At 59.8% G+C, this 20481-nt stretch carries 23 protein-coding genes; 1 reads left to right on the forward strand and 22 read right to left on the reverse strand.

Translation table 11 applies throughout. From position 1 onward, the window contains the following. Nucleotides 1–170 precede the first annotated feature (170 nt). The 20 genes from HJC00_RS01495 to HJC00_RS01590 form a co-directional block, all read right to left on the reverse strand. Entirely contained in the window at nt 171–710 is a 540-nt protein-coding gene (locus HJC00_RS01495) for a hypothetical protein (protein WP_221163547.1), read from the reverse strand. Beyond that, on the reverse strand, nt 710–1075 hold the full coding sequence (locus tag HJC00_RS01500) for a hypothetical protein (RefSeq protein ID WP_210629180.1): 366 nt from the start codon (nt 1073–1075) through the stop codon (nt 710–712). The genes HJC00_RS01495 and HJC00_RS01500 overlap by 1 nt, the downstream gene beginning before the upstream one ends. A gap of 11 nt (nt 1076–1086) precedes the next feature. Continuing rightward, the gene (locus HJC00_RS01505) at nt 1087–1650 is read right to left on the reverse strand and encodes a rod-binding protein (protein ID WP_210629181.1); all 564 of its coding nucleotides are present in this window, start codon (nt 1648–1650) and stop codon (nt 1087–1089) included. A 31-nt stretch (nt 1651–1681) separates the two neighbouring features. Then, the gene (locus tag HJC00_RS01510; protein WP_210629182.1) at nt 1682–2095 is read right to left on the reverse strand and encodes a hypothetical protein; all 414 of its coding nucleotides are present in this window, start codon (nt 2093–2095) and stop codon (nt 1682–1684) included. Between the two features lie 7 nt (nt 2096–2102). After that, entirely contained in the window at nt 2103–2855 is a 753-nt protein-coding gene (fliR, locus tag HJC00_RS01515) for a flagellar biosynthetic protein FliR (protein WP_210629183.1), read from the reverse strand. After that, entirely contained in the window at nt 2852–4939 is a 2088-nt protein-coding gene (gene flhA / locus HJC00_RS01520) for a flagellar biosynthesis protein FlhA (protein WP_210629184.1), read from the reverse strand. The genes fliR and flhA overlap by 4 nt, the downstream gene beginning before the upstream one ends. Nucleotides 4940–5087: 148 nt before the next feature. Then, complete coding sequence (fliQ, locus tag HJC00_RS01525) at nt 5088–5354, reverse strand: flagellar biosynthesis protein FliQ (RefSeq protein ID WP_210629185.1); 267 nt, start codon at nt 5352–5354, stop codon at nt 5088–5090. A gap of 89 nt (nt 5355–5443) precedes the next feature. Then, a complete protein-coding gene (gene flgD / locus HJC00_RS01530; protein ID WP_210629186.1) occupies nt 5444–5869 on the reverse strand; it encodes a flagellar hook assembly protein FlgD in 426 nt (141 codons plus the stop codon). Further along, a complete protein-coding gene (flbT, locus tag HJC00_RS01535) occupies nt 5860–6309 on the reverse strand; it encodes a flagellar biosynthesis repressor FlbT (RefSeq protein ID WP_064693845.1) in 450 nt (149 codons plus the stop codon). The genes flgD and flbT overlap by 10 nt, the downstream gene beginning before the upstream one ends. Continuing rightward, complete coding sequence (gene flaF, locus HJC00_RS01540) at nt 6306–6653, reverse strand: flagellar biosynthesis regulator FlaF (RefSeq protein WP_210629187.1); 348 nt, start codon at nt 6651–6653, stop codon at nt 6306–6308. The genes flbT and flaF overlap by 4 nt, the downstream gene beginning before the upstream one ends. Before the next feature lie 34 nt (nt 6654–6687). Continuing rightward, entirely contained in the window at nt 6688–7740 is a 1053-nt protein-coding gene (locus HJC00_RS01545) for a flagellar hook-associated family protein (protein ID WP_210629188.1), read from the reverse strand. Nucleotides 7741–7743: 3 nt separating this feature from the next. Continuing rightward, entirely contained in the window at nt 7744–9231 is a 1488-nt protein-coding gene (gene flgK, locus HJC00_RS01550; RefSeq protein WP_210629189.1) for a flagellar hook-associated protein FlgK, read from the reverse strand. A 19-nt stretch (nt 9232–9250) separates the two neighbouring features. Then, complete coding sequence (locus HJC00_RS01555) at nt 9251–10549, reverse strand: flagellar hook protein FlgE (RefSeq protein WP_184457300.1); 1299 nt, start codon at nt 10547–10549, stop codon at nt 9251–9253. Nucleotides 10550–10675: 126 nt separating this feature from the next. Beyond that, nucleotides 10676–11347, reverse strand: a complete 672-nt coding sequence (gene rem / locus HJC00_RS01560) for a transcriptional activator Rem (RefSeq protein WP_064709879.1) — start codon at nt 11345–11347, stop codon at nt 10676–10678. A gap of 280 nt (nt 11348–11627) precedes the next feature. After that, nucleotides 11628–12212, reverse strand: a complete 585-nt coding sequence (locus tag HJC00_RS01565) for a lytic transglycosylase domain-containing protein (RefSeq protein ID WP_210629190.1) — start codon at nt 12210–12212, stop codon at nt 11628–11630. Then, on the reverse strand, nt 12133–13572 hold the full coding sequence (locus tag HJC00_RS01570) for a flagellar hook-length control protein FliK (protein ID WP_210629191.1): 1440 nt from the start codon (nt 13570–13572) through the stop codon (nt 12133–12135). Before HJC00_RS01570 ends, HJC00_RS01565 begins: the two co-directional genes overlap by 80 nt. Beyond that, the gene (gene motC, locus HJC00_RS01575; protein ID WP_210629192.1) at nt 13569–14864 is read right to left on the reverse strand and encodes a chemotaxis protein MotC; all 1296 of its coding nucleotides are present in this window, start codon (nt 14862–14864) and stop codon (nt 13569–13571) included. Before motC ends, HJC00_RS01570 begins: the two co-directional genes overlap by 4 nt. A gap of 10 nt (nt 14865–14874) precedes the next feature. Further along, complete coding sequence (locus HJC00_RS01580; protein ID WP_210629193.1) at nt 14875–16212, reverse strand: MotB family protein; 1338 nt, start codon at nt 16210–16212, stop codon at nt 14875–14877. Continuing rightward, nucleotides 16209–16838, reverse strand: a complete 630-nt coding sequence (locus HJC00_RS01585; RefSeq protein ID WP_221163548.1) for a hypothetical protein — start codon at nt 16836–16838, stop codon at nt 16209–16211. Before HJC00_RS01585 ends, HJC00_RS01580 begins: the two co-directional genes overlap by 4 nt. A gap of 202 nt (nt 16839–17040) precedes the next feature. Then, nucleotides 17041–18003 carry a flagellin gene (locus tag HJC00_RS01590; RefSeq protein ID WP_210629195.1) on the reverse strand — a complete coding sequence of 321 codons (963 nt, stop codon included), beginning with the start codon at nt 18001–18003 and terminating at the stop codon, nt 17041–17043. A gap of 64 nt (nt 18004–18067) precedes the next feature. Between HJC00_RS01590 and HJC00_RS01595 the strand changes: the two genes are divergently transcribed. Next, nucleotides 18068–18301, forward strand: a complete 234-nt coding sequence (locus HJC00_RS01595) for a hypothetical protein (protein WP_210629196.1) — start codon at nt 18068–18070, stop codon at nt 18299–18301. Nucleotide 18302: 1 nt separating this feature from the next. Here the strand turns inward: HJC00_RS01595 and HJC00_RS01600 are convergent, their stop codons facing one another. Continuing rightward, a complete protein-coding gene (locus HJC00_RS01600; RefSeq protein ID WP_210629197.1) occupies nt 18303–19214 on the reverse strand; it encodes a flagellin in 912 nt (303 codons plus the stop codon). 245 nt (nt 19215–19459) lie between these two features. Next, a complete protein-coding gene (locus HJC00_RS01605) occupies nt 19460–20368 on the reverse strand; it encodes a flagellin (RefSeq protein WP_184457286.1) in 909 nt (302 codons plus the stop codon). Between the last annotated feature and the right edge of the window lie 113 nt (nt 20369–20481).

Here is a 20481-nt window from a genome sequence, read left to right on the forward strand (position 1 = left end):
GCGGAAACGGCGCATGCCAAGCTGTGCCACCTGATATAACAGGACGGTTTCAAACAACCCTTAGGAAAATTCCTTGGATTTTGATGCTCGTATAAGTAGTTTATTAACCAAAGACGGCCCAACGACAAACGGCGCCCGAAGGCGCCGTTTGTGCATTGATGGTCGGTTGTTCAATGGGCGAGCGGGGCCGATGCTTCCTCAGCTCGCGCGCCCTCGATGATCTTCACCGGTGCGCCGAGCTTCTTCGGCTGACCGGCCGAATTTTCCTTGACCTCTTCCTTGGAGAGATAATCAAGCTGCTCCAGCATCACGTCGGCGACATACTCGCCGCCGAGGCGCTCGTTCATGCCCTTCCTGATCTCCTCGCGAAAGGCTTTCGGGTCGAAGGATTTGATGTGGGCAAGATCGACCATCTTGTTGCCGACGAGCAGGCTGAAAAGCTCGTCGGTCGTCATCTCGGTCAGCGGCAAGGTCACGCCCTTCAGCATGTCCTTGTTCATCATGAAGGAAATGCGGCCGAGAAAATAACCGGTGATCGCGCCGTCACCGATGACCGGCACAGTGATCGTTTCACCCTTCACCAGTTCGAGCGCGCTCTGCTTGGAATCCGTTGCCGCGGGTGCCGGCGCCGTCGCCAGGTACACCGAAAAATAGACCGAGGCCAAGGTGATGGCGCAGACCCAGATACCGGTGAGGACGAGCTTGACCATCAGTTTCCACGCGTGGCGAATTGTTCCTGGGAATAGGTGCCGTCGGCGTCGGCGTCCTGAACCGCATTCTTCAGGAGGTCGGCCACTGCACGAACTGCTTCGAGATGCGCCTCGACACGCCGGGCGTTAAGAACCAGCTTCTTTTTCAGGCCGTGCAGCTGATCGAGATGGGCAGCGGCAAGCTCGGCCGGATCGGTGTCGCGGAAAAGCATCGACAGCTCGTAGAGGCAACGGCTCTTGTGGGCGTTGGAGACCTTGAGGTCGAACTGCGGATCGTTGCCGATCCGGGTGTTCTCATTGTCGATGATCATCTCGAGGCGTCCGAGAACGGATTTGATCCTGTATTCGTTCGAAACTATTTCCATTGTATCCTCGATTATGCGTCGCTTGCTGTCTTGGAGTCGGCGGTTGGCGTGCCGAAGGTCCTGCGCTGGAAGTCATCGATCATGCTGAGCGCGGTGTTGCGGTCGCGATCATCGGTCGCGGCATTGACGATCTTGCCCTCCTGACGGCGCAGCTGCTCGCTGTACATCTGCTTGGCGATGCCGATACCGTCGCCCTTCGCCATGGTGTTGCCGAGCTGCTCGGCCATCATGCCCTTCCAGATATCGCCGGTCGCGCCCTTGCCGTAGACGTCTTCGCTCTCGCTCGGCAGCATCGACTTGACGAAGTTCTGCAGCACCATGGCCTCGAACTTCCGGTAGCTTTCCGGAACCTCCTCAGTCTTGGTGCGGTTCTGAATATTGGAGAGGCCGCTCTTCTGGCCGACATGATCGAGAACGTCGACCGCATTGGAGAAGCCCTTGCCGTTCTCGGCGAGGCTCGTCGCGGCAAAGGCCGCGCGATTTGCCTTCAATTTTTCCTGGGCTGCCTGAACCTCCATGGGGTCGGCAGCTTTGACCACGTCCAGGACCAGATCACTGGGGGGCGAAATAGCCACGTTACAATCCTCTGAATTAAGATCGCAACGATTATGGTTTTTGAAGCTTGCTGGAGGCTGGCGTTGCGAATTGCTGGTCGATCACATCGTATACGGCATTGTCGTCGGCCTCCCGACGCTCGGCGTCCAAGGCCTCTTTCAAGCCCTCTTCCAGCCGATCGGCCTTGGCGCGCTCCCGCGACAGCCGCATCTCGTGGATCTGCTGCATGCCGGTCAGCTGCTGATCCTTGATGGTGAGTCTGCCGAATCGATCGGCATAATTCTGTGAAAAAGCGTGGTGGACGGGATCCATCGAGCCGAGCGCGACGATGACGTCGTCCATCGCCGCATTGACCTCGATGCGTTGACGGCTGGTTTCCGCCAGATCGTTTTCCGCCATCCTTTCGATATGCCGTTGCACCGACAGGAGACGCTTGAGCTTCTGGGAACGGCTCTTCTCGATCATGACAGCCTCATCGCCCGATATAGATCGAACCGAAGGCTTGGCCGAACTGGCTGATCAGCGCCGCAATCGAGATGTAAAGCAGGAAGAGCCCGCCCATCAGGAGATAGGGCGTGGAAATGAAATAGACCGGGATCTGCGGCGCCAGCTTGTTGATGAAGCCGATCGAGACGTTGAAGATCATGCCGTAGATCAGAAAGGGGCTCGACAGCCGCAGCATGATGTAGGTCGTCTGCTCGAGCGTGTCGGTGAAGGAGATCAGCGTCGCGCGCATCTGCATCAGGCCGCCGAAAGGCATGGTCGTGTAGGAATCGATCAGGGCGCGGAAGACGATGTGATGGAAATCCATGATGAAGAGAATCATGATGCCGGCAAAGGTGATGAAGGCGGAAAGGCTGGTCTCGGGCGTATCTTCGATGACATCGGCCGAACCCGGCTGGGTATAGCCGACCATCATGGCGAGGATCGTCGCGGCGAATTGCATGCCGAGCGTATAGAGTCTGGCCAGCATGCCGTACATCACGCCGATCAGTGATTCGCTGAAGATTAGGCCGATATAGGTCGCGGACCCCGTGTGGACGGCGGGATAGACGGTGTCCCAAAGCAGCGGCATGACGGCGATCGACAGCGCGAGGGCAATGAAGACGCGCAGCTGCTCGGGCACGCGCGCCGAGGAAAAACCCGGAAGGACCAGCACACAGCCGCCGATCCGGCAGAAAACCAGAAACAGCGCGAGAACCGTCCCTTGCGGGTCTGTTATCATGAAATCGAGCCCAAAATTTTTATTTCGATGCCCTTGGCCAATTCGACATGCGACAGGACCGGGAGCGTGGCGAACAGCCTTTCGATTATCATGCGCACATAGGAGCGTGTTTCCGGCGACGTGACAAGGGCGAACGGCAGGCCGCGATCCATGAACTCACGGATAACTTTGCTGGCCTGCTCGCTGAATTCCTCCAGGCTGCGCGGATCGATGTCGAATTCGATCACCTCGCCCTTGGCATCGCGCTTCAGCGCCTGGTGGAAGGCGAGATCCCATTTGCTGCCGAGGCGCAACACACGCAATACGCCATTATCGGCGAGATCGCCGCAGAGCTGTTGGGCCATGCGGATGCGGACATGCTCGACGATCTGCTCGGTCTTCCTGACATGCGGGGCAAGCTCGGCCACCGCTTCGAGAATGAGATGCAGGTTGCGGATCGACACCCGCTCGGCAAGCAGGAGCTTGAGCACCGCCTGCAGGCCGGAATAGGACATGTGCGACGAGCAGATCTCATCGGCGAGCTTCTTGTATTCCGGGTCGAGTCGATCGATCAGCACCTTGACGTCCTTGTAGGACAGAAGCTGCGGCAGGTTGTTGCGGATGACCTCGCTCATGTGCGTGAGCACGACGGAGACGTTGTCGATCGGCTGGAAGCCTTCGCGTTTCAGATCGTCGGCGAAGTTTTCGAGGATCGAGACGGCCGGCATGCCGAAAGCGGGTTCGCGGATTTCGTCGCCGGGAATACTGGGCTTGCGACCGGCGCCGGTGACGACGAGGACTTCGCCGACGCGCAGCAGATTGGAGGCGACCGTCGTGCCGTGGATGCGGATCTGATAAGACTTCTCGGCGATGGCGATGTCGTCCGTGACCTTGATTTCCGGCACCACGAAACCGTATTGAGTGGCGAACTTCTTGCGCATCTTGCCGACGCGGAACGCCAGCTCCTGGTGAGCGCCGAGCAGGCGGGTCGACACCATCTTGCCGAGTGCGAGTTCGATCTCCGAGGTGCGTAGCACCGACTTGACCGAATCCTTCTCCAGCTCCTTGCTCTGGACGACCTTCTTTTCCTCCTGTTCGCGGCGAAGCTTATTTTCAGCCTCGACCTGCCGCGGAATGAACCAGGCGCCGAAGGCGAGAAGACCGCCGAGGACGGTGAAGGGAATGGTCGGCAGGCCCGGCATCAGGCCGAGAACGAACATCAGCACGGCCGAGACGGAGAGCGCGCGGGGATAGCCGCTCAGCTGGTTGACCACCGCCTGGTCGGTGGAGCCGGTCGTGCCGCCGCGCGACACGAGAAGGCCGGCCGCGAGCGAAACGATGAGGGCCGGCATCTGCGAGACGAGGCCGTCGCCGACGGAGAGCTTGACGAAGACGTCGGCCGCTTCGCCGATCGGCATGGCGTGGCGGAAATAGCCGATGATGATGCCGCCGAAGACGTTAATCGCGGTGATGATGAGGCCGGCGACGGCATCGCCGCGCACGAATTTCGACGCGCCGTCCATCGCCCCGAAGAAGGAGCTCTCCTCCTCGAGCTCCTTGCGCCGGCGCTGGGCTTCCTTTTCGTCGATAATGCCGGCCGAGAGATCGGCATCGATCGACATCTGCTTGCCCGGGATGGCGTCGAGGGTGAAACGCGCGCCGACTTCGGCGATACGCGTGGCACCCTTGGTGATGACGATGAAGTTGATGGTGATGAGGATCAGGAAGACGATCAGACCGATGACGAAGTCGCCGGACATGACGAGACTGGCGAAACCGGCAATGACGCCGCCGGCCGCATCGTGGCCTTCATTGCCGTGGGACAGGATGACGCGGGTCGTCGCGATGTTGAGCGCCAACCGTGTCATCGTCGCGATCAGCAGAATGGTCGGAAAAGACGAGAAATCGAGCGGCTTCTGGATCCACAGCGCGACCATCAGGATCAGCACCGAGAAAGCGATCGAGAAAGCCAGGCCCATATCGATCAGGAACGGCGGGATCGGCAGGAAGAGAATGCAGATGATGCCGATGATGCCGAGGGCAAAACCGATATCGCGCAGGCTCGGGGCGACTTTGGGAAGGGGGAGTGCAGGTGGTTGCGCCATGACGATTCCGTCTCTTCATGAGAGGAGGCGGACATGGGTCCGCCCAATTCGGATCGAGAATTAAATGGCGAAGCTTGCGCGAAGGTGGCTCAAAGCGGTTCAGCTATTCATGAGGCGTCGAACCGCTGCGCAGTTTTGCGGGAATTGCTTAGAAGCCGGTCTGGATGCGCGAAAAGACGAGATTGGTGAAAATGGAGATTTGCGAGCCGACGAAAGGGGCGGTGATTCCGACCACGACCAGCACGGCGACAATCTTCGGCACGAAGGTCAGTGTCGCTTCCTGCACCTGGGTCAGCGCCTGAATCAAGGCAATGACGAGACCCACCACCATCGCGGCGAGAACCGCCGGACCGGAGGCAATCAGGACCGTCCAGATTGCGGCCTGGAACAGGTCCAATGCATCAGCTTCATTCATCTGAAGGCAACCTCATATCGCCTCGAAGCAGCCCCGCTATAACAGGGCTGCGATTGATCGGCATTAGCGCGCTCCTGGCGCCCCTTGCGTCAGGAGCCGCTGCTCGGCGCCTCGTCGGCAACAGTGATTCCCGCCTGCACGAGTATCTTATCGCCATCCGTGGTCGTCGCAATGATGCCGTCGGAATAAACTTTGACGGAATCAATGACGCCTTTGACGGTGCCGTCGGCGCTTTCCATATATTTGCCGACATAGCTGCTGGCCTGCGTCAGGCTCGAGCTTGCCAGAAGCGTATCCAGCTTGGTGTTGGTCTGGATCGTCTGCTCGACCTGCGAGAAGGTCGCAAGCTGAGCGACCTGCTCACTTGCATCCATCGGATCGGTCGGATCCTGGTTCTTCATCTGCGCGATGAGCAGCTGAAGGAAGTTGTCGTAGTTCAGCGTCGCCTTCTGGGTCGAGCTTGACGTGCCGGTCGAGGTCGAGCTCGTCACTTTTGACGTTGCATCTACCGCCATGGTGCGATCTCCCTGCGGATCTGCTCGACCATCGTCGGCGGCAGTTCGTGGTTGTTGAGAATATTGTCTTCGATGGCGTAGAGACCGCGGATCGCCTTCAGCGCATCGAAGGCGCGGCCGGTCGACACAAGTGCGTCGATGCGCTTCAGTTCGGCGAGGATTTCTTCATTCTTGAAGCAGGTGAGCAGCATGGTGATCGACTTGCGGAACATCGCCGTCGAGTGCTCCTTGCCCTCGGGGTTGATGAGGATCATCTGCGCGATGAAGTAGAGCTGGCGCAGGGGCGTCGTCGCACCTTCCGGCTGGAGGACGTGATTTTCGAGAAGGAACGTCACATCATTCAGGAATTCCAGCGCGACCTTGCGGTCGACACGCAGGACGGCGCCGTTGATGAAGATTCTTTCCCCGGCTTTCAGAGAAATGCGTAGTGTACTTTTCATTTAAGTCCATCCCTGATGATGGTGGTAACGTCGATGATGCCCTGGTAGTTGTTAGACAGACGTTTTCTGATCCTGTCGCATTCCTTCAATATCCAGATCGCAATCGAGATGAGGTTGGCCCTGAGCTGGACATCCAGCTGGTTTTCCGGATGTTTCAGATCCTCGATAAAGCTGATCCACACCCGGCGCGTATAAAACAGGGCTTCGATGGCTTCCCGGCCGTATTTTTCCTTGTCGCGCGCCAACGACAGCAGCTCTATGGACCGGTCAAGAACCTGCCATTCCCGCTCTTTCGCGTCGGCCACCGAGTCCTGCATGACTTCGGCATATGAGAACTGATACATTCATGCATCCTTCTTTATTGCGCGCCTTTGCTCATCAAAGGTAGTTCACGAGACTCAACTGCTGGATCTTCGAGACGATCGTGTAAGCGGTTTCAAGCTGCGTTTCCAAAGTCTTGACGAGAGTGGAGGCTTCGTACGGATCGACGCCCTGAAGATCGACCAGCTTGTTCTTGATAATGTTCGACTGAGCGTCGAGAGCGTCGTTGGACTTCTTGACGCGCTCCTGGGAGAGGCCGAGCTGGCTTGCCTGCGTCACGAGACCGCTCGTGGCCTTGGCCGTGTAGCTGATGGCCTGCTTGGACACCGTCGTCATTGCATCGGTGCTGAGGTTCTGGCCGAGCAGCGCGGTGGTCATGACCGAAGCAAGCGCCAAATAGCGCATGCCTTCGGAATTGGCATTGGTCGAAGATTCGATCACTTCCGAGTTGCTGATGCGGCTCGTCATGTTCTGGCTCGACGCCTGCGACCAGCCGGTCCCCGCAGCCGTCCAGTTCGCTTCGCTGAACATCGGTTCGACCGTCGACGTGATGAAGGTCTCCATTTCAGCGCCGGTGAGGTCGCTGACCGCTTTCGGCGGGATAAGGCCGGCTGCATAAGTGTTCAAAGCGGTAACGATTGCCGTACTGGTTGCGGTCGTCTTGTCGGTCAGCGGCTGCACGTCGGTGTTGATGCCGGAGAACAGATATTCCCCGTTCACCATGGTGTTGGCCGTATCCATCATGGTCGAAAGTGCGCTGGTGGCCGACTGAATGGCGACGGTTATGCTGCCCGGATCGTGGCTGCCCTGCAGCGCCGTCAGCTTCGAAACGAGGCCATCGCCAACGTCCTTCATCTTGGAAAGACCGAGCTGCGAGGATTCCATGCGTGCGCTGACGAGCGAATTGCTTGCTTTGATCGAGTCTATTCTGTCGGTCTCGCGGGTGAAATCCACGCTCCTGGCCGCATTACCGCCGAGCGAGATGCCGATGTCTGCATAGACTCCCGTCGTTGCTTCCATCGTCGCCTTCGTCATCTGGTTCTGCGCCTGACGGATCGTCAACCGCATCGCATTCTGAATGGCCGAACTTGAAATAAATGAGCTCTTCATGGCTTAACTCGCGATATCCAGCAATGACTTCAACATTTCGTCTACGGCGTTCAGAATCTTGGTCGCCGCTTTGTAGGACTGCTCGATGTCGAGGAGCAGCGTCAGTTCCTCGTCGAGGTTGACGCCGGTCTCATTGGAATAGGCTTCGTCGGAGCGCGACAGTGCCGCCGAAGTGTTTTCGGCCGCCGTCGTTGCGTTGCTGCGGTACTGCTCGAGCCAGCCGAGTGAATTCGTGGCATATTCCATTATGCTCACGTTGGAATCGATGCCCGTCGTGGCGTCGAAGCCGACCGGCGCTCCAGCTGCCGGGTCGAAATCCATGTCGGATGTCATCGCCGTATAAAGGCGGTCGAGCTCAGCCGTATAACCGCTGACGCCTGACGTATTCAGGACGACGCCGGCGGCGTTGACGCCACCATCGCGCAGACGCATCGGATCGCCGCCCTGTGAGGTGATTACGCGGGTGCTGACCGTGATGGTCGACGCCATGCCGGCGACCGCGGTGGCGCCAGTATCTACCGTGCCGCCGCTCCAGGTGAAGAGGCCAGGCACATAGGCCGGGGGGCCTGCCGTGTTCTGCTCCTTGAAGAGCGAGACGAGGCCACGGGCGATTTCGTCGAGCTGCTTCTGGAAGTTGGGGGCGATCTCGTCACGAATCTGCAGGAGCGACTGGAGGCTTCCCTGTCCCGTCGTCGTCGAACCCTTGCCGAGCGGCAGCGCCACGCCGTCGATATAGACAGAATTGCCGACCGTGGTGGCGGTATAGATATCCTGGGACTTGAACGTCACCTTGCGCGGGATCGTCTCGAAGAGGATCGTTCCGTCCGGCGTGCTCAACACCATGTCGTTGTTATCGCGCGTCGTCGCGCTGACGCCGACGATTTGCGAAATCTGCTTCAGAACTTTCTCGCGTTCATCGAGAGCGCCGGATGCATCCGTACCGGAGGCGGTGGCGGTCTTGACCGCATTGTTAGCCTTCTCGAACTGGCTGAGGAGCGTATTCAGCGTATCGACGGCGGTGGTGATTTCCTTGTCGGCGTTGGCGCGAACGTCCTGAACGGACTGCGAGGCATTGTTCAGCGAGTTGGCGACGTCCTGGGCGGCGGTGACGGCGCCCTGCGCGGCGACTGTACTGCCGGGCGTGGTGCGGAACGCCTGGAGCTTCTGCTGGAAAACACCGAGATAAGTGGACGGCGACGTTTCGTAGTCGTTGCCGCCCATGATCGATTTGAGGTCTTCGAGACCGCCCAGCAGGGTCTGCTGGGCACTATCCTGAGAGGAGGTCTTCAGATACTGACGCAGTAGGGCATCTTCCTGTGCCCGGTTGATCTTGACCACCTGCGCGCCGTTGAGTGACGTGGTGAGCATCGCCTGTCGGCGCACGTAATCCTTGTTGCCCGCATTCGAGATATTGTTCGATACGACACTGCTCTGCGTGCCGGTATTGTTGAATATGTTCTGCGCGGTATTCAGTGCGGACGTGAGCGACATGGCTTAGCCGTTACCTTACTTATCTCTTGAGGTTGACGAGGACGTCCATGATGTCGGACCCCGTCTGAAACACTTTCGAATTGGCGGTGTAGCTGCGCTGCGCTTCGATCATCTCGGTCAGTTCGCCGGCGAGATCGACGTTCGAACCCTCGAGAGCACCTGATTTGATCGTGCCGAGCCCGTTGGTCTGCGGGAAGCCGGTGACGGTGACGCCCGATTGTCCGTTGGCGCTGTAGACGTTGCCGCTCATCAGCGTCAGCTTGTCGGGGCTTGCAACGTTGGCGAGCGGAATGCGGTAAAGCGGCTTGGTGCTGCCGTCTTCATACTTGGCGTAGACGATGCCGTCGCCGTCGATGGTGACGTCCTTGACCGGGGTCGCCGCCTGACCGTTCGGCGTACCGGTGCCGGAAAAGGCGGCGCCGAGTTGAGTAAAGCCGGAGAGATCCATTGCTATCGTCTGGCCGGTGGTCGTATCGTTGATGCTGAGGGTGCCGCCAGTGAGCATCTTGCCGTCACGGTCAAAGGTTAGCGATCCCGATCCGACAGCGCCACCGGCGCTGTACGGAAATGAAGTTGTGCCACCCGTCGCCGCGTTGGCGTTGCGAAAGACTGCAACCTCCCAGGTCGCAGCGGTACCGGTTGCCGGCGGCGGCGTAACCACCGAGGTCTTCGTGAAGTAGAAGTCGTACATCACCTTGTTGCCGAGACGGTCATAGGCGACCATCGAGACCTTTTTGGTGTCGGCGGTGGTGGTCGCGAGGTTTGCGCTTGGAAGGGTCGCCGGGGCAACCGGCGCGACGTTGGCGTTGGAATCAAGGTTCCCCTTGAAGACACCTGATGTCGACGCGATTGCGGTCAGACCATCCTGATTGACGTTGACGGGGACGAGGCCGTCGAAGCCGTTGACGACGACGGCAGGAGCGCCGGAGTCGTAGGAATAGCCCATCAACTGGAAGCCGGCGGCATTGACGAGATTGCCTTCGTCGTCCTTCTGGAAGTCGCCGGCGCGGGTCAGAACCGGTGTGCCGTCAGGCCCTTGGACAATGAAGAAGCCGTCGCCCGAAATCGCAAGATCGGTGGAGGAGGTCGTGTAAGAAATATCGCCTTGGTCGGAGACCGCCTGGCGCACGGAGGTCTGAACGCCGCCGGAGTTGTAATTGCCGCCCGAGGAGGGGAGAACCAGCGAGGAGAAGCTCGTCGACACGGCCTTGTAACCGGTGGTGTTCACGTTGGCAATGTTGTCGGAGACGGTGCTGAGGCGGTTTGCCTGCGCGTTCATGCCCGACACTGCCGTCTTCATGCTGCCGAAAATGCTCATCTGAAAACCTCGTTTTACCTGTTAAACTCGAGAGTATTTGTCGGGCCTTGCGTGAAGCTGTCTGTGATGGCGAGCAGCGAGGCCAATCTCGAGGTTCAGCCGGACGCCGCTGTCCGGCCGGAAAAATCAGGCCCAGTCGATGCAGTAGCCAAGGAAGCGCTTGGAATCGACCGGATCGACACCGAGCTTCTTGCGCAGCTTCTTGCGCAGCTTCGAGATGTGGCTTTCGACGACGTTCTCCTCGACCTCCTCATCGAAGATGCCGTAGATGGCGTTGAAGATCTGGGTCTTGGTGACCCGGCGACCGCGATTGGCGATCAAATATTCGAGGATGCGGCGCTCGCGCCGGGGAAGCGCGAAGACTTCGCCGTTGATCTCGGGGTCACGACCATCCGAGAAGACACGGATGCCGCCGATATCGGTGTAGTTGGCGATCGCCTTCAGCCGGCGCCGGATCGCGGCCGCCCTGGCGAGGATTTCGCGGGGATGGACAGGCTTGCGTACCACGTCGTCGACGCCGCAATCGAAAAGCGCAAGGGTGTTTTCGAGCGAGGGCTGGTCGCTGACCGCGATCACCGGCGCCATCGAGCGGTCCCGGATCGCCCGGGGCAGCTCGAAGCTGCGTTGGCCCTGACCGATCAAAAAGGCCTCGACCGCCGCAATATCCGAATCGGCAGCGGTCTGTACCCACTCGCCGAATTCCGATGGATCAAAGCCGGTGGAGGGAATGCCCTCCCGGCCAAACAGGGATGTGTATCCGTCTTTCACGAGCTCACGCTCATCAACCACTACGATCATTCGTCCGCCTCCGAATCAGTGTGGCACTTCGATGATCTATGGGTACGAATCGCACGAATCGGCGACAACTCGTTAAAGTGAATGGCGGAAATTAATAATTGATTAAGACCCGCGTTGCGATTTGATCTACATCTAGTGGCCTGACTCGGATATCCACACAAAAGTTTCGTGGAAAAGTTAACGAGCAGTTAAATGTGACTTGCACGTCGATTTGACGCCGGATTCCTGCCACATTATGACACAGTTCCGTCACAATTTGGCACTTCCATTTTTGGTTGAATTAATTTTGGCAGAAGTTACTCGCATTGGGAGTCCATTTGCCATAGCCCGTGGCCACCAAATTGGCGATGACGCGACAGACATATTGCTTCTGCGCCGGGTTGTTATTTGGCCCTGCATGGTATCTGGCTACCGCCATTGTCCACGTCTCATGACGGTCATGCAGGTTGCGGAGAAACTTCGCCGCATATTCGACGTTGCGATGCGGATCGAACATATCTTCGGCGGAGGCGAAATTCTCGCCATGATAATAGTGATTGATCTGCATGCATCCGATGTCGATTAGCTTCGCCCCGCTTCTTCGGGCGACATCGAACTGCCTCATCGCATCCTCTTCCGAAGGCGGAAAAATCGCCCTGCCTTCGACGTTCATGGCATAGGGATAAAGTGAGCCCTTGCGACCGGTCTCCGTCAGCCCAACCGAATAGAGGATGCCTTCCGGGATGCCGTATTTGACCGCAGCCGACTGGATTTCGCGTTCGCAGGCACCGGTGGAAGCGGCTGCCTCAGAGGTAAACGCCGCCAGCGCTGCTGCTGCGAGCACCGCCAGCAAAGACGTCTTCGATACCGGTCTCGCCTGCGCCATTGAAGCCTCCATCCGTCCGCTGCGCCACCTGATTGTGGCGCTCGCGCGCCTCGCTGCCCTGCCCTTGCTGCGGCAGCGACTGCTGCTGGGAGGCCTGCCCCTGGCCGTCGGCCTGGTTGCCAACGTCGGCCCGCTCGACGGGGGCCAGGCTGATGGTAACGTTTTCGACCGCATAGCCCTGGCTGCGCAGAGATTCGAGAATCTTGCCGTGATCTTCCTTCAGCTGCCGGTAGGCTGTGCCGGTTTCGACCTTGAGGTCGACGTTCAGGGCGTCGCCAGCCAGGCGCATGGTCGCCGTCACCAGGCCAAGATCGATCGGGTTCATCTGGATCTTCAGCGTATTGACCACCTTGCCGGTGCTCGTCCATTCCGCCGCGTTGGAGAGCGCCGAACTCGGCTGCATGGCGCGCGCCCATTCGGAGTCACCAGCGAGAGCCGCGGTGACCGCGGCGGAATTGGTGTTCTGCGCCAAGCCGATATAGCGGCGCGATTCGAGGACCGAGACGTTTTCGACATCGGTCTTCTTCGCACCGTCCTTCGGCCCGGCCTGTTCCGCGCCGCGGTGAACGTCCATCGACACGCCGCGGCCATCGGCGCGACTGATCCGGAACGTCCGGCCGTCGGCGGCTTCGGTGTTCTCGGCGCCGGGAACCCTGATATCATCAGCCTTGACGCTTTCGACATTGCCGCTGACGACCGCCAGGGCGTCGGATGCGTGCCCGCTCGTTTTGGCGTCGACACCAACGGTCGTCTTCTCGGCAGATCCGGCCTCGCCGGTCTTGGTGAGGGCTTGATGGACGGCTGCCACGGCTGGCGAAGCCGTGCCATTGGCGGCCTCCTGCTTCAGCAGCCCGAGCACATCGGAAATGCCGCCGTCATCGGCCTCACTGTCCGTATCCGCATCTGTTTTCGGGATCTCCGCCTTGACGCGCTTGACGCCCTTGGCCGCCTGCGCGGCCTCGTCGGCGGATTGATCCTCGGCATCGAGCTTGCCGACGCCGACCGGCGGTTTGAGCCCATCCTTTGCAGGTCTTGCCGCGGCCTTTTCGACATTGGCGATCGTCTCCGGCTGCACCTCGGCCTGTGCCTTGAGCGCGGCGCCGCCGAGATCGATCAGCGGTTTGGCGCCGCTGCGGCTGCGGATCGTTCGTGTCACTTTCCCTGGATCGCCATCGGCGACACTTTGATCCGGCTGCGCATCGTCGGGCGCGTCGTCGAAGGCGCTGCCGCCTGTCTTGGCAAGCACATCGGAGAAGCCGCCCTGCTGACCGGTGGCATCGCCCTTTCCAGCCTTGGCGGATTTCGCGGCCGCAGCCGCCTCCGCACCAGAGGCTCCGCCCGAGACGCTCAAATCCATCATTGTTCGTTGCCTTCCTGCGCCAGCAGACCATCGATCTCGTCGAGCTTGGACCGGCTGGTCGTCACAAATGCGTTGAATGAGGAGTCGGTATCCTGGCTCTGGCCAGTCGATGCCACACCTCCCGGAACAGGCTCGGGAGGCGCGCTTGGCGTCCCCGGTTGCGTGGCTATCGCAGCAGCCTTTTCAGAAGTGATTTCTTGATGAGAAGTGTTAGGATTGGATGCTTGCGTCAAGCTTGCCGGATCCGGCGCACGCAGGATTTGCTCGGCAACGGACCGCGCCGCCGCCTGCAGCGCCTGATCCCGCGGCGAAAGCGTTTCACCATCGATGTCGCTGACGTTCTTCGCCGCCTGGTCGATATCGTCCGTCGGAAGGCCGGCCATACCGCCATAAAAATCTGCCAGCGGGCCGAAGGCATTGTCGGTACCCGCGCTAAGCAGCTGCACATGTTCGACCGCCATGCGCGCCAGCTCAGGCTTGCCCGCTATCGCTGCAGCGCGGGCGATGCGCAGATAGACCTCGCGCTGGCGCGGGGCATCCATGAAGGAGAGGATATCGACGACATCATGCGGTTTCACATCGTGATCATGGGCGACGACGAGCTTGACGAAAAGATCGGCGAACTGGCTAGCATAGGGCGAATGCAGGAAGCGTCTGGCATAACGCTGCGAATAGGCGAGCCCCTTGTCGAGCATTCCCTTGTCGACGCAGATGGCGAGGGAACGGCGCAAGGCCGCCTCCTCGACAATCGTGCCCGGCGCGGCCAGACGTGCCTGGTCGTAGAGGCCAAGCGCATCTGTCGGTTTGCTGGCGATCATCACGTTGCCGCCGATCAGCGCCAGGTATGGACCGATCTTCTTGTCGCGATATTCCTTAGCGGTTTCCTCCAGCGTCTTGGCGACGAGCAGCCCCTTGCCCGTCAGATATTTGCGCAGCACATCGGTGACGCGGTTGTCGAAATAGCCGTTGACGTCATGGGCGATCAGATATTCGAGCGTCTGGGGATTGCCGCCGCTCATCGTATAGATCAGCGCCGCATCGACATTGCGGTCGTCATCGAAAATCTTTGTATCGGCCGTTCGCAGCCGTTCGTCGATGGTTCCCAACATGAAGCGCTGCATTTCGCCGGCCGAATGATCGCCGGCGACGACGGAATCCTGTACGAACTGCAGCGACCGCAGCATCTTGTACGGCGCAAGATCGTCCGGATCCTGCGCTTTGCCTGCGGCAGGCGAAAGCATCGCCAGGCCGAGGGCCATAAATCCGACGTAGCGATGCTGCCGACGCGCCATCCGACTATCCCTATTCCGCCTGCACCAGGATCTCGATCCGACGGTTGGCCGCATTGAACGGGTCGGCGGGAAGCTTCAGCCGACGGTCGGCGAAACCGGAGACCTGGGAGACGCGCGTCTCGTCCAGCCCGCCGCGCACGAGCATGTAATAGGCGCTCTGGGCGCGATCCATCGAAAGCCGCCAGTTCTCGTTCTGCCCGCCCTTGTATTGGCGCCCGTCCGTGTGGCCGCGGACGGCGACTGCGCCCCCCCTCTCCTTCAGGATCGTCCCGATCTTTTCCATGGCGAGCACCATCTCCTGGCGCGGAACGGCCGAACCGATATTGAACATCGAATCGTCGTTCTGGTCGGAGATGCTGACCAGCAGGCCGCCTTCGGCTGCCGTCACTGTCAGGCCTTCGGCGAGCTTGCCGGCAACACCGCCGATCTGTTGCGCGATCTCCGCCTGAAGCTGTTCGGCTTCCTTCTTCTGCTGCTCGGTCCCAGCCGCGCTCTTGTCGGCTTCCTTCTGATGCTCGACGTCCTTCCGAGCTTCCGCCTTCTTCTCCTCAGGCGCCCTGCCATCCGTCGCCTTGCCGTCCCTGGTCTCGGCGGGGCCGGTCGTTTCCTTGGTCTGCTTGGCTTCCTTGGCGGGCGCTTCCTTAGCGGGCTTCTGATCGCTCGCCAAAGGCACCGGCTTCATATCCTCTGCCTTGGCGATCTCCGTCGTCTCGCTCTCGGCCGCCTGCTCCTCGCTCTTGCCGGGCGGCAGGGGTTTTCCGGCCGTTGTCACCTCCACCTGCTTCGTCCAGAAATCCGGATCGAAGGGATCGCGATAGGCTTGACCGCCATCGGCGCCGGTGGCAGGGCCGGAATCGGCCGCGCCGCCATCGCCCTTGGCGCTGACATTGGCCTGCTGGCCCACCTCCTGGGCGATCTCGGCGAGAACCGAATAAGGATTCTCGAAGAAATCGGCCTCGGAATAATTGGTCTGGTCGCCTGAGGTCGATGTCTGGTCGTCACCATCGGCGGCGGACTTGCCCTCGGTCGGATTATCTTCCTTCTGTTTCGACTTTTCCTTCTTCTCCTCGCCCTCGGCATGGTCGACAGGCTTCTTCAGGCCTTTCTCGGTCGGCTTTTCGTCGGCAAGCTTGATCGGATTGAAATAGGTCGCGACCGCGGCCTTGGTCTCCTCGTTGGCGGCGTTGACCAGCCACATGACCAGGAAGAATGCCATCATCGCCGTCATGAAGTCGGCATATGCAATTTTCCACGCACCGCCGTGGGCACCATCGTGATCACCGCCGCCATGCCGCTTGACGATAATGATCTCGTTTCTGCCGTGGTGATGGTTTTCGCCGTCGCTCATTCGAGAACTTTCTTCAAGCTGGCCGCCCAGGCGGACATACGGGTGACGATGACGGATTCACCGATTTCGACGGCTAGATCGACATCGTCTGCCTCGATGTGCCGAACCGCGGCAACATGTTCGCCGAGCTCGGCCTTCAATATGTCGAAGAGGCTGGTCGGCCCCCTGACGACGATCGGTCCGGCCGCGCCTTCGAGAATCGCTTCACGCAGCAAAGCGGCGAGACTTTCGGCAGCCTTCGCCGCAAGCGCGTCCGTCACGACGGGCGCAATGGCCGTGGCTGCGCCAGCGCTGACCAGCTGAGCGACTTCTTCGGCGATATCGCGGACGCGGGATGCAATGACCGCCGCCGCCTCCACTTCATAGCGAATCTTCAGTTCCTCGAGCGCCCGCGCATGGGCCTCGGCCAGAGCGCGCGCCTCGCTTTCGTATTTCTCGGCCAAATCAGCGGTCGCCGCGGCATGGCCTTGCGCATAGGCGTCACGCCGCTCCGCCTCGAGGTCGACCGGCGGTTCGCTCGGCGGCTCCGGAAAAACATCTCCGGCCAAATCGTCGATATCGATGATCGGCCCTGACGGCTTCGGTTCGCCGAAGTCCTGCAAATACCGAGAAAGCGAAATGCTCATAGAAACCATCCAGCGTCCGGGAGACGTGCGGCATGCCCGCCCCCGTTCAAAATGACCTTGTGCGCGACATGTCCTTCGCAGCGAACAAGGGCTTGACCTTGCACCGGCACGATTTTCGGACGATGCCTTCATGCCGGAAACTAGGAAGTCAAACTTGCGCGAAGATGAATGGCGCCGCCGCCATCAGTGATCACGCCCAGCTCTATTCCAGCAGAATGAGGATCTTGCTCGCAGCCGTGTTGAGGATCGAGATCGCTTCGACGGCCATCTGCTTCTGGGTTTCAATCGCCTTCTGGCGGATCGAAGCCTCATCCATATCGGTATCGACGAGCGCGCCGACGCTTTTGTCGATCGAATCCGACAGATCAGCGGCGTAATCGATCTGATCGTCGATACGCGTCTTCATCACACCGATGGAGGCTGCCGTCGTCGTCAGTGAGGAGAACAGGGAGTCGGTCACATCGAGCATGTCGACGAGCTGGGCGTCGGTGGTGTTCTTGCCGATCGCGATTTCGCTGCCCGTCGCCGGCGTGGTCGAACCGGCGTCCAGCAGGTAATAATTCCGCGGTCCGGTGCCGCTGTTGTTGATCGCCTGGGCGTCAATCGCCTTGGTGAACAGGCCACCGCTCGCATTGTTCTTGTCGATGAGGATGGTCTGCGACGAAGGGAAGTCGATGGTCTGGGCCTGGTATTCGCCCGTCGAGGCGCGCACGAAGCCTGAAATGACCGACCATGCCGGCGGCGCGGTCTTGTCACTGTTCAGCAACCAGTTCTCGCCTGCAAACGACGTTGATTCGACAACGGTCTTCAGCTGCTCCTTATATTCGCTGATCTCGGCATTGATCTTGTCCTTGTCGGTGCCGGGCTCTCTTGCAGCAACCAGCTTGGCGCGGATCTGGCTGACGAGATCGAGCGCCGAATTCATTGCCGTGTAGGTCGCATCCACCTTGGCAGCGCCGAGACCCAGCGCATCGCCGATCGTGCCGAGATTGGTGCTATCCGAGCGCATGACAGTGGCGACCGACCAGTAGGAGGCATCGTCTGCGGCCGTCTCGATCCGATAGCCCGAAGAAACTTGCTGCTGGGTCTGACTGGCTTCTTTGTTGATGCTGCGCAGCACCGCAAGTGCATTCACCGCGGCCGCGCTGGTAATCTTAACGGTCATCGACAGGGTCTCGGAATAAGATGAAAGGGCAGGCCGGATTGCCGGCGGCGACTGAAGTGGCCTCATGCCTCCGGCGAAATTTCACCGGCGCGTCGCAAAAGCAAATCAACTCAAGGCGAAGTTAACTCGATATCAACTTGTTGGGCAAGAGCGGCGCCGCGAGCGCGACATTCGGATTGCCTCGCAAGTCAAACCATTGTTGTCAAAGAAAGAACCGCGCCGTTTCGGGCGCGGTCCGGAAGGTTTTCTGCTTGCGGCCGAACGGCGGCGCAAGATTCGGTCCAGCTTCAGCGGCTGATTTAGCTGCGGAACAGCGTGAGGATGTTCTGAGCGCTGGAGTTGGCGATCGACAGCGACTGGATCGCCAGCTGCTGCTGGGTCTGCAACGCCGTCAGCTTGCTCGATTCCTCTTCCATGTCAGCATCGACGAGGCGGCCGACGCCCGAATCGATCGAATCGGTGAGCGCTCCGACGAAGTTTTCCTGCAATTCGATACGCGTCGAAATCGAACCGAGTTGCGATGCAGCCTTGGTCATCGCTTCGAGGCCGGCCTCAATCGAGGTCAGGGCCATGGAAATCTCAGCCGAACCGAAGGTGCTGATGTCCATAGAGTAGATCGAACCGATCGTGCCGTAGGACGTGCCGATAATGCCGGAACTCGTCTCGATCGTACCGGTCGAGGTCATGCCGAAAAGAACATTGCCCGTAGAGCTCGTGTCCAGGACGTAGTCCGTCGTCTTGACCGAGACGTTGCCGTTTCCGTCGCGGACGAAGGTCGACACGACGCTCTTGGTGCCGTCGGCACCGGCGACCCAGTTTTCACCGGAGAAGGAAGCCGACTGTGCGATGCTGAGCAGCTGCTGCTGCAGCTGACCGATTTCTTCCTGGACCTTGGTCTTGTCGACGCCCTTTTCGGTTGCGGCAACGATCTTCGCCTTGATCTCGCTGATGACGTCAATGGCGCTGTCCATGGCGGAGTAAGCGGTGTCGACCTTGGCGGCGCCTAGACCGAGAGCGTCGGACACGGCCGAAAGCGCCTTGTTGTCCGAACGCATGGTCGTTGCGATCGACCAGTAGGCGGCATTGTCGGCAGCCTTTTCAACACGATAACCCGACGAGACGTGGTTCTGCGTGTCTTCGAGGCTGTCGTTGATTCCGCGGAGTGTCTGAAGAGCGGCCATTGCCGCGACGTTCGTCAAAATGCTGGTCATGAAATGATTGCCCCTTGTTGGCATCTGGGAAAAAGGGACATTCCGGAATGTTACCGGGAACGGGGATCAGCCTCATGCCTGTTAACCGGTTGTTAATTTCGGTTAACCCGCCGTCTCGTTGAGCTGAGAAGACAACATTATGGTTAATCAATCGTTAACGGAAATAAGAAAGCCGCGCTTCGTCGAAGCGCGGCTCGGCACGAGGTGCCCGCCGGAGACCGGCGGGCCATATTTTCCGGCGCTTATTAGCCGCGGAAGAGCGACAGGATGGTCTGCGAAGAGGAGTTCGCGATCGACAGCGACTGGACAGCCAGCTGCTGCTGGGTCTGGAGGGCGCTGAGCTTGGAGGACTCTTCTTCCATGTCAGCGTCGACGAGGCGGCCGATACCGGAGTCGATCGAGTCGCTCAGAGCCGACACGAAGTTTTCCTGAAGTTCGATACGCTTGGAGATCGAGCCGAGAGCAGCACCGGCGCTGGTCATGGACTTCAGAGCCGATTCGACGTTGGTCAGAGCGGACTGGATCTCGCCGAGGGTGAAGTTGGTGATGTCCATCGCGTAGACCGAACCGGTCGCGCCGTTCGAAGAACCGAGGATACCTGTGGAGGTTTCGACCGCGCCGCCGCTCATGCCGAACAGAACGTTGCCAGTGGAGCTGTTGTCGAGAACGTAGTCGGTCATCACGACCGAAACGGCGTTGGAGCCGTCGCGGACGAAGGAGGCAACGACGTTCTTGGTGCCGTTAGCGCCGGCAACCCAGTTTTCACCGGAGAAGGAGGCCGACTGAGCGACGCTCAGGAGCTGCTGCTGCAGCTGGCTGATTTCTTCCTGGACCTTGGCCTTGTCGACGCCGTTTTCAGTCGCGGCAACGAGCTTGGCCTTGATATCGCCGACGACATCGATGGCGCTGTCCATGGCGGAGTAAGCGGTGTCGACCTTGGCGGCGCCGAGGCCGAGAGCGTCGGAAACAGCCGAAAGAGCCTTGTTATCCGAACGCATGGTCGTTGCGATCGACCAGTAAGCAGCGTTGTCGGCAGCTTTGCCGACGCGGTAGCCGGACGAAACGTGAGCCTGGGTCGTCTGGAGACCCTGGTTGACGCCACGCAGAGTCTGGAGGGCTGCCATTGCAGCATTATTGGTATTGATGCTCGTCATAGTTTGTTTGCCCCTTGTTGGCAGATTTTAAGAAGGGACATTCCGGATTTTCGGCCGGCCCACAGCGATCAGCATCATGCCTGTTAACCATTCTCGTTAGGGTTAACTCGCCG

This window comes from Rhizobium sp. NLR22b (genome assembly GCF_019685295.1).
GTDB lineage: Bacteria > Pseudomonadota > Alphaproteobacteria > Rhizobiales > Rhizobiaceae > Rhizobium.

What these genes read in the sequence shown, in the direction of transcription:
- HJC00_RS01495 (WP_221163547.1), bottom strand. Translation starts at nt 710, where the DNA reads ATGGTCAAGCTCGTCCTCACCGGTATCTGGGTCTGCGCCATCACCTTG.
- HJC00_RS01500 (WP_210629180.1), bottom strand. Translation starts at nt 1,075, where the DNA reads ATGGAAATAGTTTCGAACGAATACAGGATCAAATCCGTTCTCGGACGC.
- HJC00_RS01510 (WP_210629182.1), bottom strand. Translation starts at nt 2,095, where the DNA reads ATGATCGAGAAGAGCCGTTCCCAGAAGCTCAAGCGTCTCCTGTCGGTG.
- fliR (WP_210629183.1), bottom strand. Translation starts at nt 2,855, where the DNA reads ATGATAACAGACCCGCAAGGGACGGTTCTCGCGCTGTTTCTGGTTTTC.
- flhA (WP_210629184.1), bottom strand. Translation starts at nt 4,939, where the DNA reads ATGGCGCAACCACCTGCACTCCCCCTTCCCAAAGTCGCCCCGAGCCTG.
- fliQ (WP_210629185.1), bottom strand. Translation starts at nt 5,354, where the DNA reads ATGAATGAAGCTGATGCATTGGACCTGTTCCAGGCCGCAATCTGGACG.
- flgD (WP_210629186.1), bottom strand. Translation starts at nt 5,869, where the DNA reads ATGGCGGTAGATGCAACGTCAAAAGTGACGAGCTCGACCTCGACCGGC.
- flbT (WP_064693845.1), bottom strand. Translation starts at nt 6,309, where the DNA reads ATGAAAAGTACACTACGCATTTCTCTGAAAGCCGGGGAAAGAATCTTC.
- flaF (WP_210629187.1), bottom strand. Translation starts at nt 6,653, where the DNA reads ATGTATCAGTTCTCATATGCCGAAGTCATGCAGGACTCGGTGGCCGAC.
- HJC00_RS01545 (WP_210629188.1), bottom strand. Translation starts at nt 7,740, where the DNA reads ATGAAGAGCTCATTTATTTCAAGTTCGGCCATTCAGAATGCGATGCGG.
- flgK (WP_210629189.1), bottom strand. Translation starts at nt 9,231, where the DNA reads ATGTCGCTCACGTCCGCACTGAATACCGCGCAGAACATATTCAACAAT.
- HJC00_RS01555 (WP_184457300.1), bottom strand. Translation starts at nt 10,549, where the DNA reads ATGAGCATTTTCGGCAGCATGAAGACGGCAGTGTCGGGCATGAACGCG.
- rem (WP_064709879.1), bottom strand. Translation starts at nt 11,347, where the DNA reads ATGATCGTAGTGGTTGATGAGCGTGAGCTCGTGAAAGACGGATACACA.
- HJC00_RS01565 (WP_210629190.1), bottom strand. Translation starts at nt 12,212, where the DNA reads ATGGCGCAGGCGAGACCGGTATCGAAGACGTCTTTGCTGGCGGTGCTC.
- HJC00_RS01570 (WP_210629191.1), bottom strand. Translation starts at nt 13,572, where the DNA reads ATGATGGATTTGAGCGTCTCGGGCGGAGCCTCTGGTGCGGAGGCGGCT.
- motC (WP_210629192.1), bottom strand. Translation starts at nt 14,864, where the DNA reads ATGGCGCGTCGGCAGCATCGCTACGTCGGATTTATGGCCCTCGGCCTG.
- HJC00_RS01580 (WP_210629193.1), bottom strand. Translation starts at nt 16,212, where the DNA reads ATGAGCGACGGCGAAAACCATCACCACGGCAGAAACGAGATCATTATC.
- HJC00_RS01585 (WP_221163548.1), bottom strand. Translation starts at nt 16,838, where the DNA reads ATGAGCATTTCGCTTTCTCGGTATTTGCAGGACTTCGGCGAACCGAAG.
- HJC00_RS01590 (WP_210629195.1), bottom strand. Translation starts at nt 18,003, where the DNA reads ATGACCGTTAAGATTACCAGCGCGGCCGCGGTGAATGCACTTGCGGTG.
- HJC00_RS01595 (WP_210629196.1), top strand. Translation starts at nt 18,068, where the DNA reads ATGCCTCCGGCGAAATTTCACCGGCGCGTCGCAAAAGCAAATCAACTC.
- HJC00_RS01600 (WP_210629197.1), bottom strand. Translation starts at nt 19,214, where the DNA reads ATGACCAGCATTTTGACGAACGTCGCGGCAATGGCCGCTCTTCAGACA.
- HJC00_RS01605 (WP_184457286.1), bottom strand. Translation starts at nt 20,368, where the DNA reads ATGACGAGCATCAATACCAATAATGCTGCAATGGCAGCCCTCCAGACT.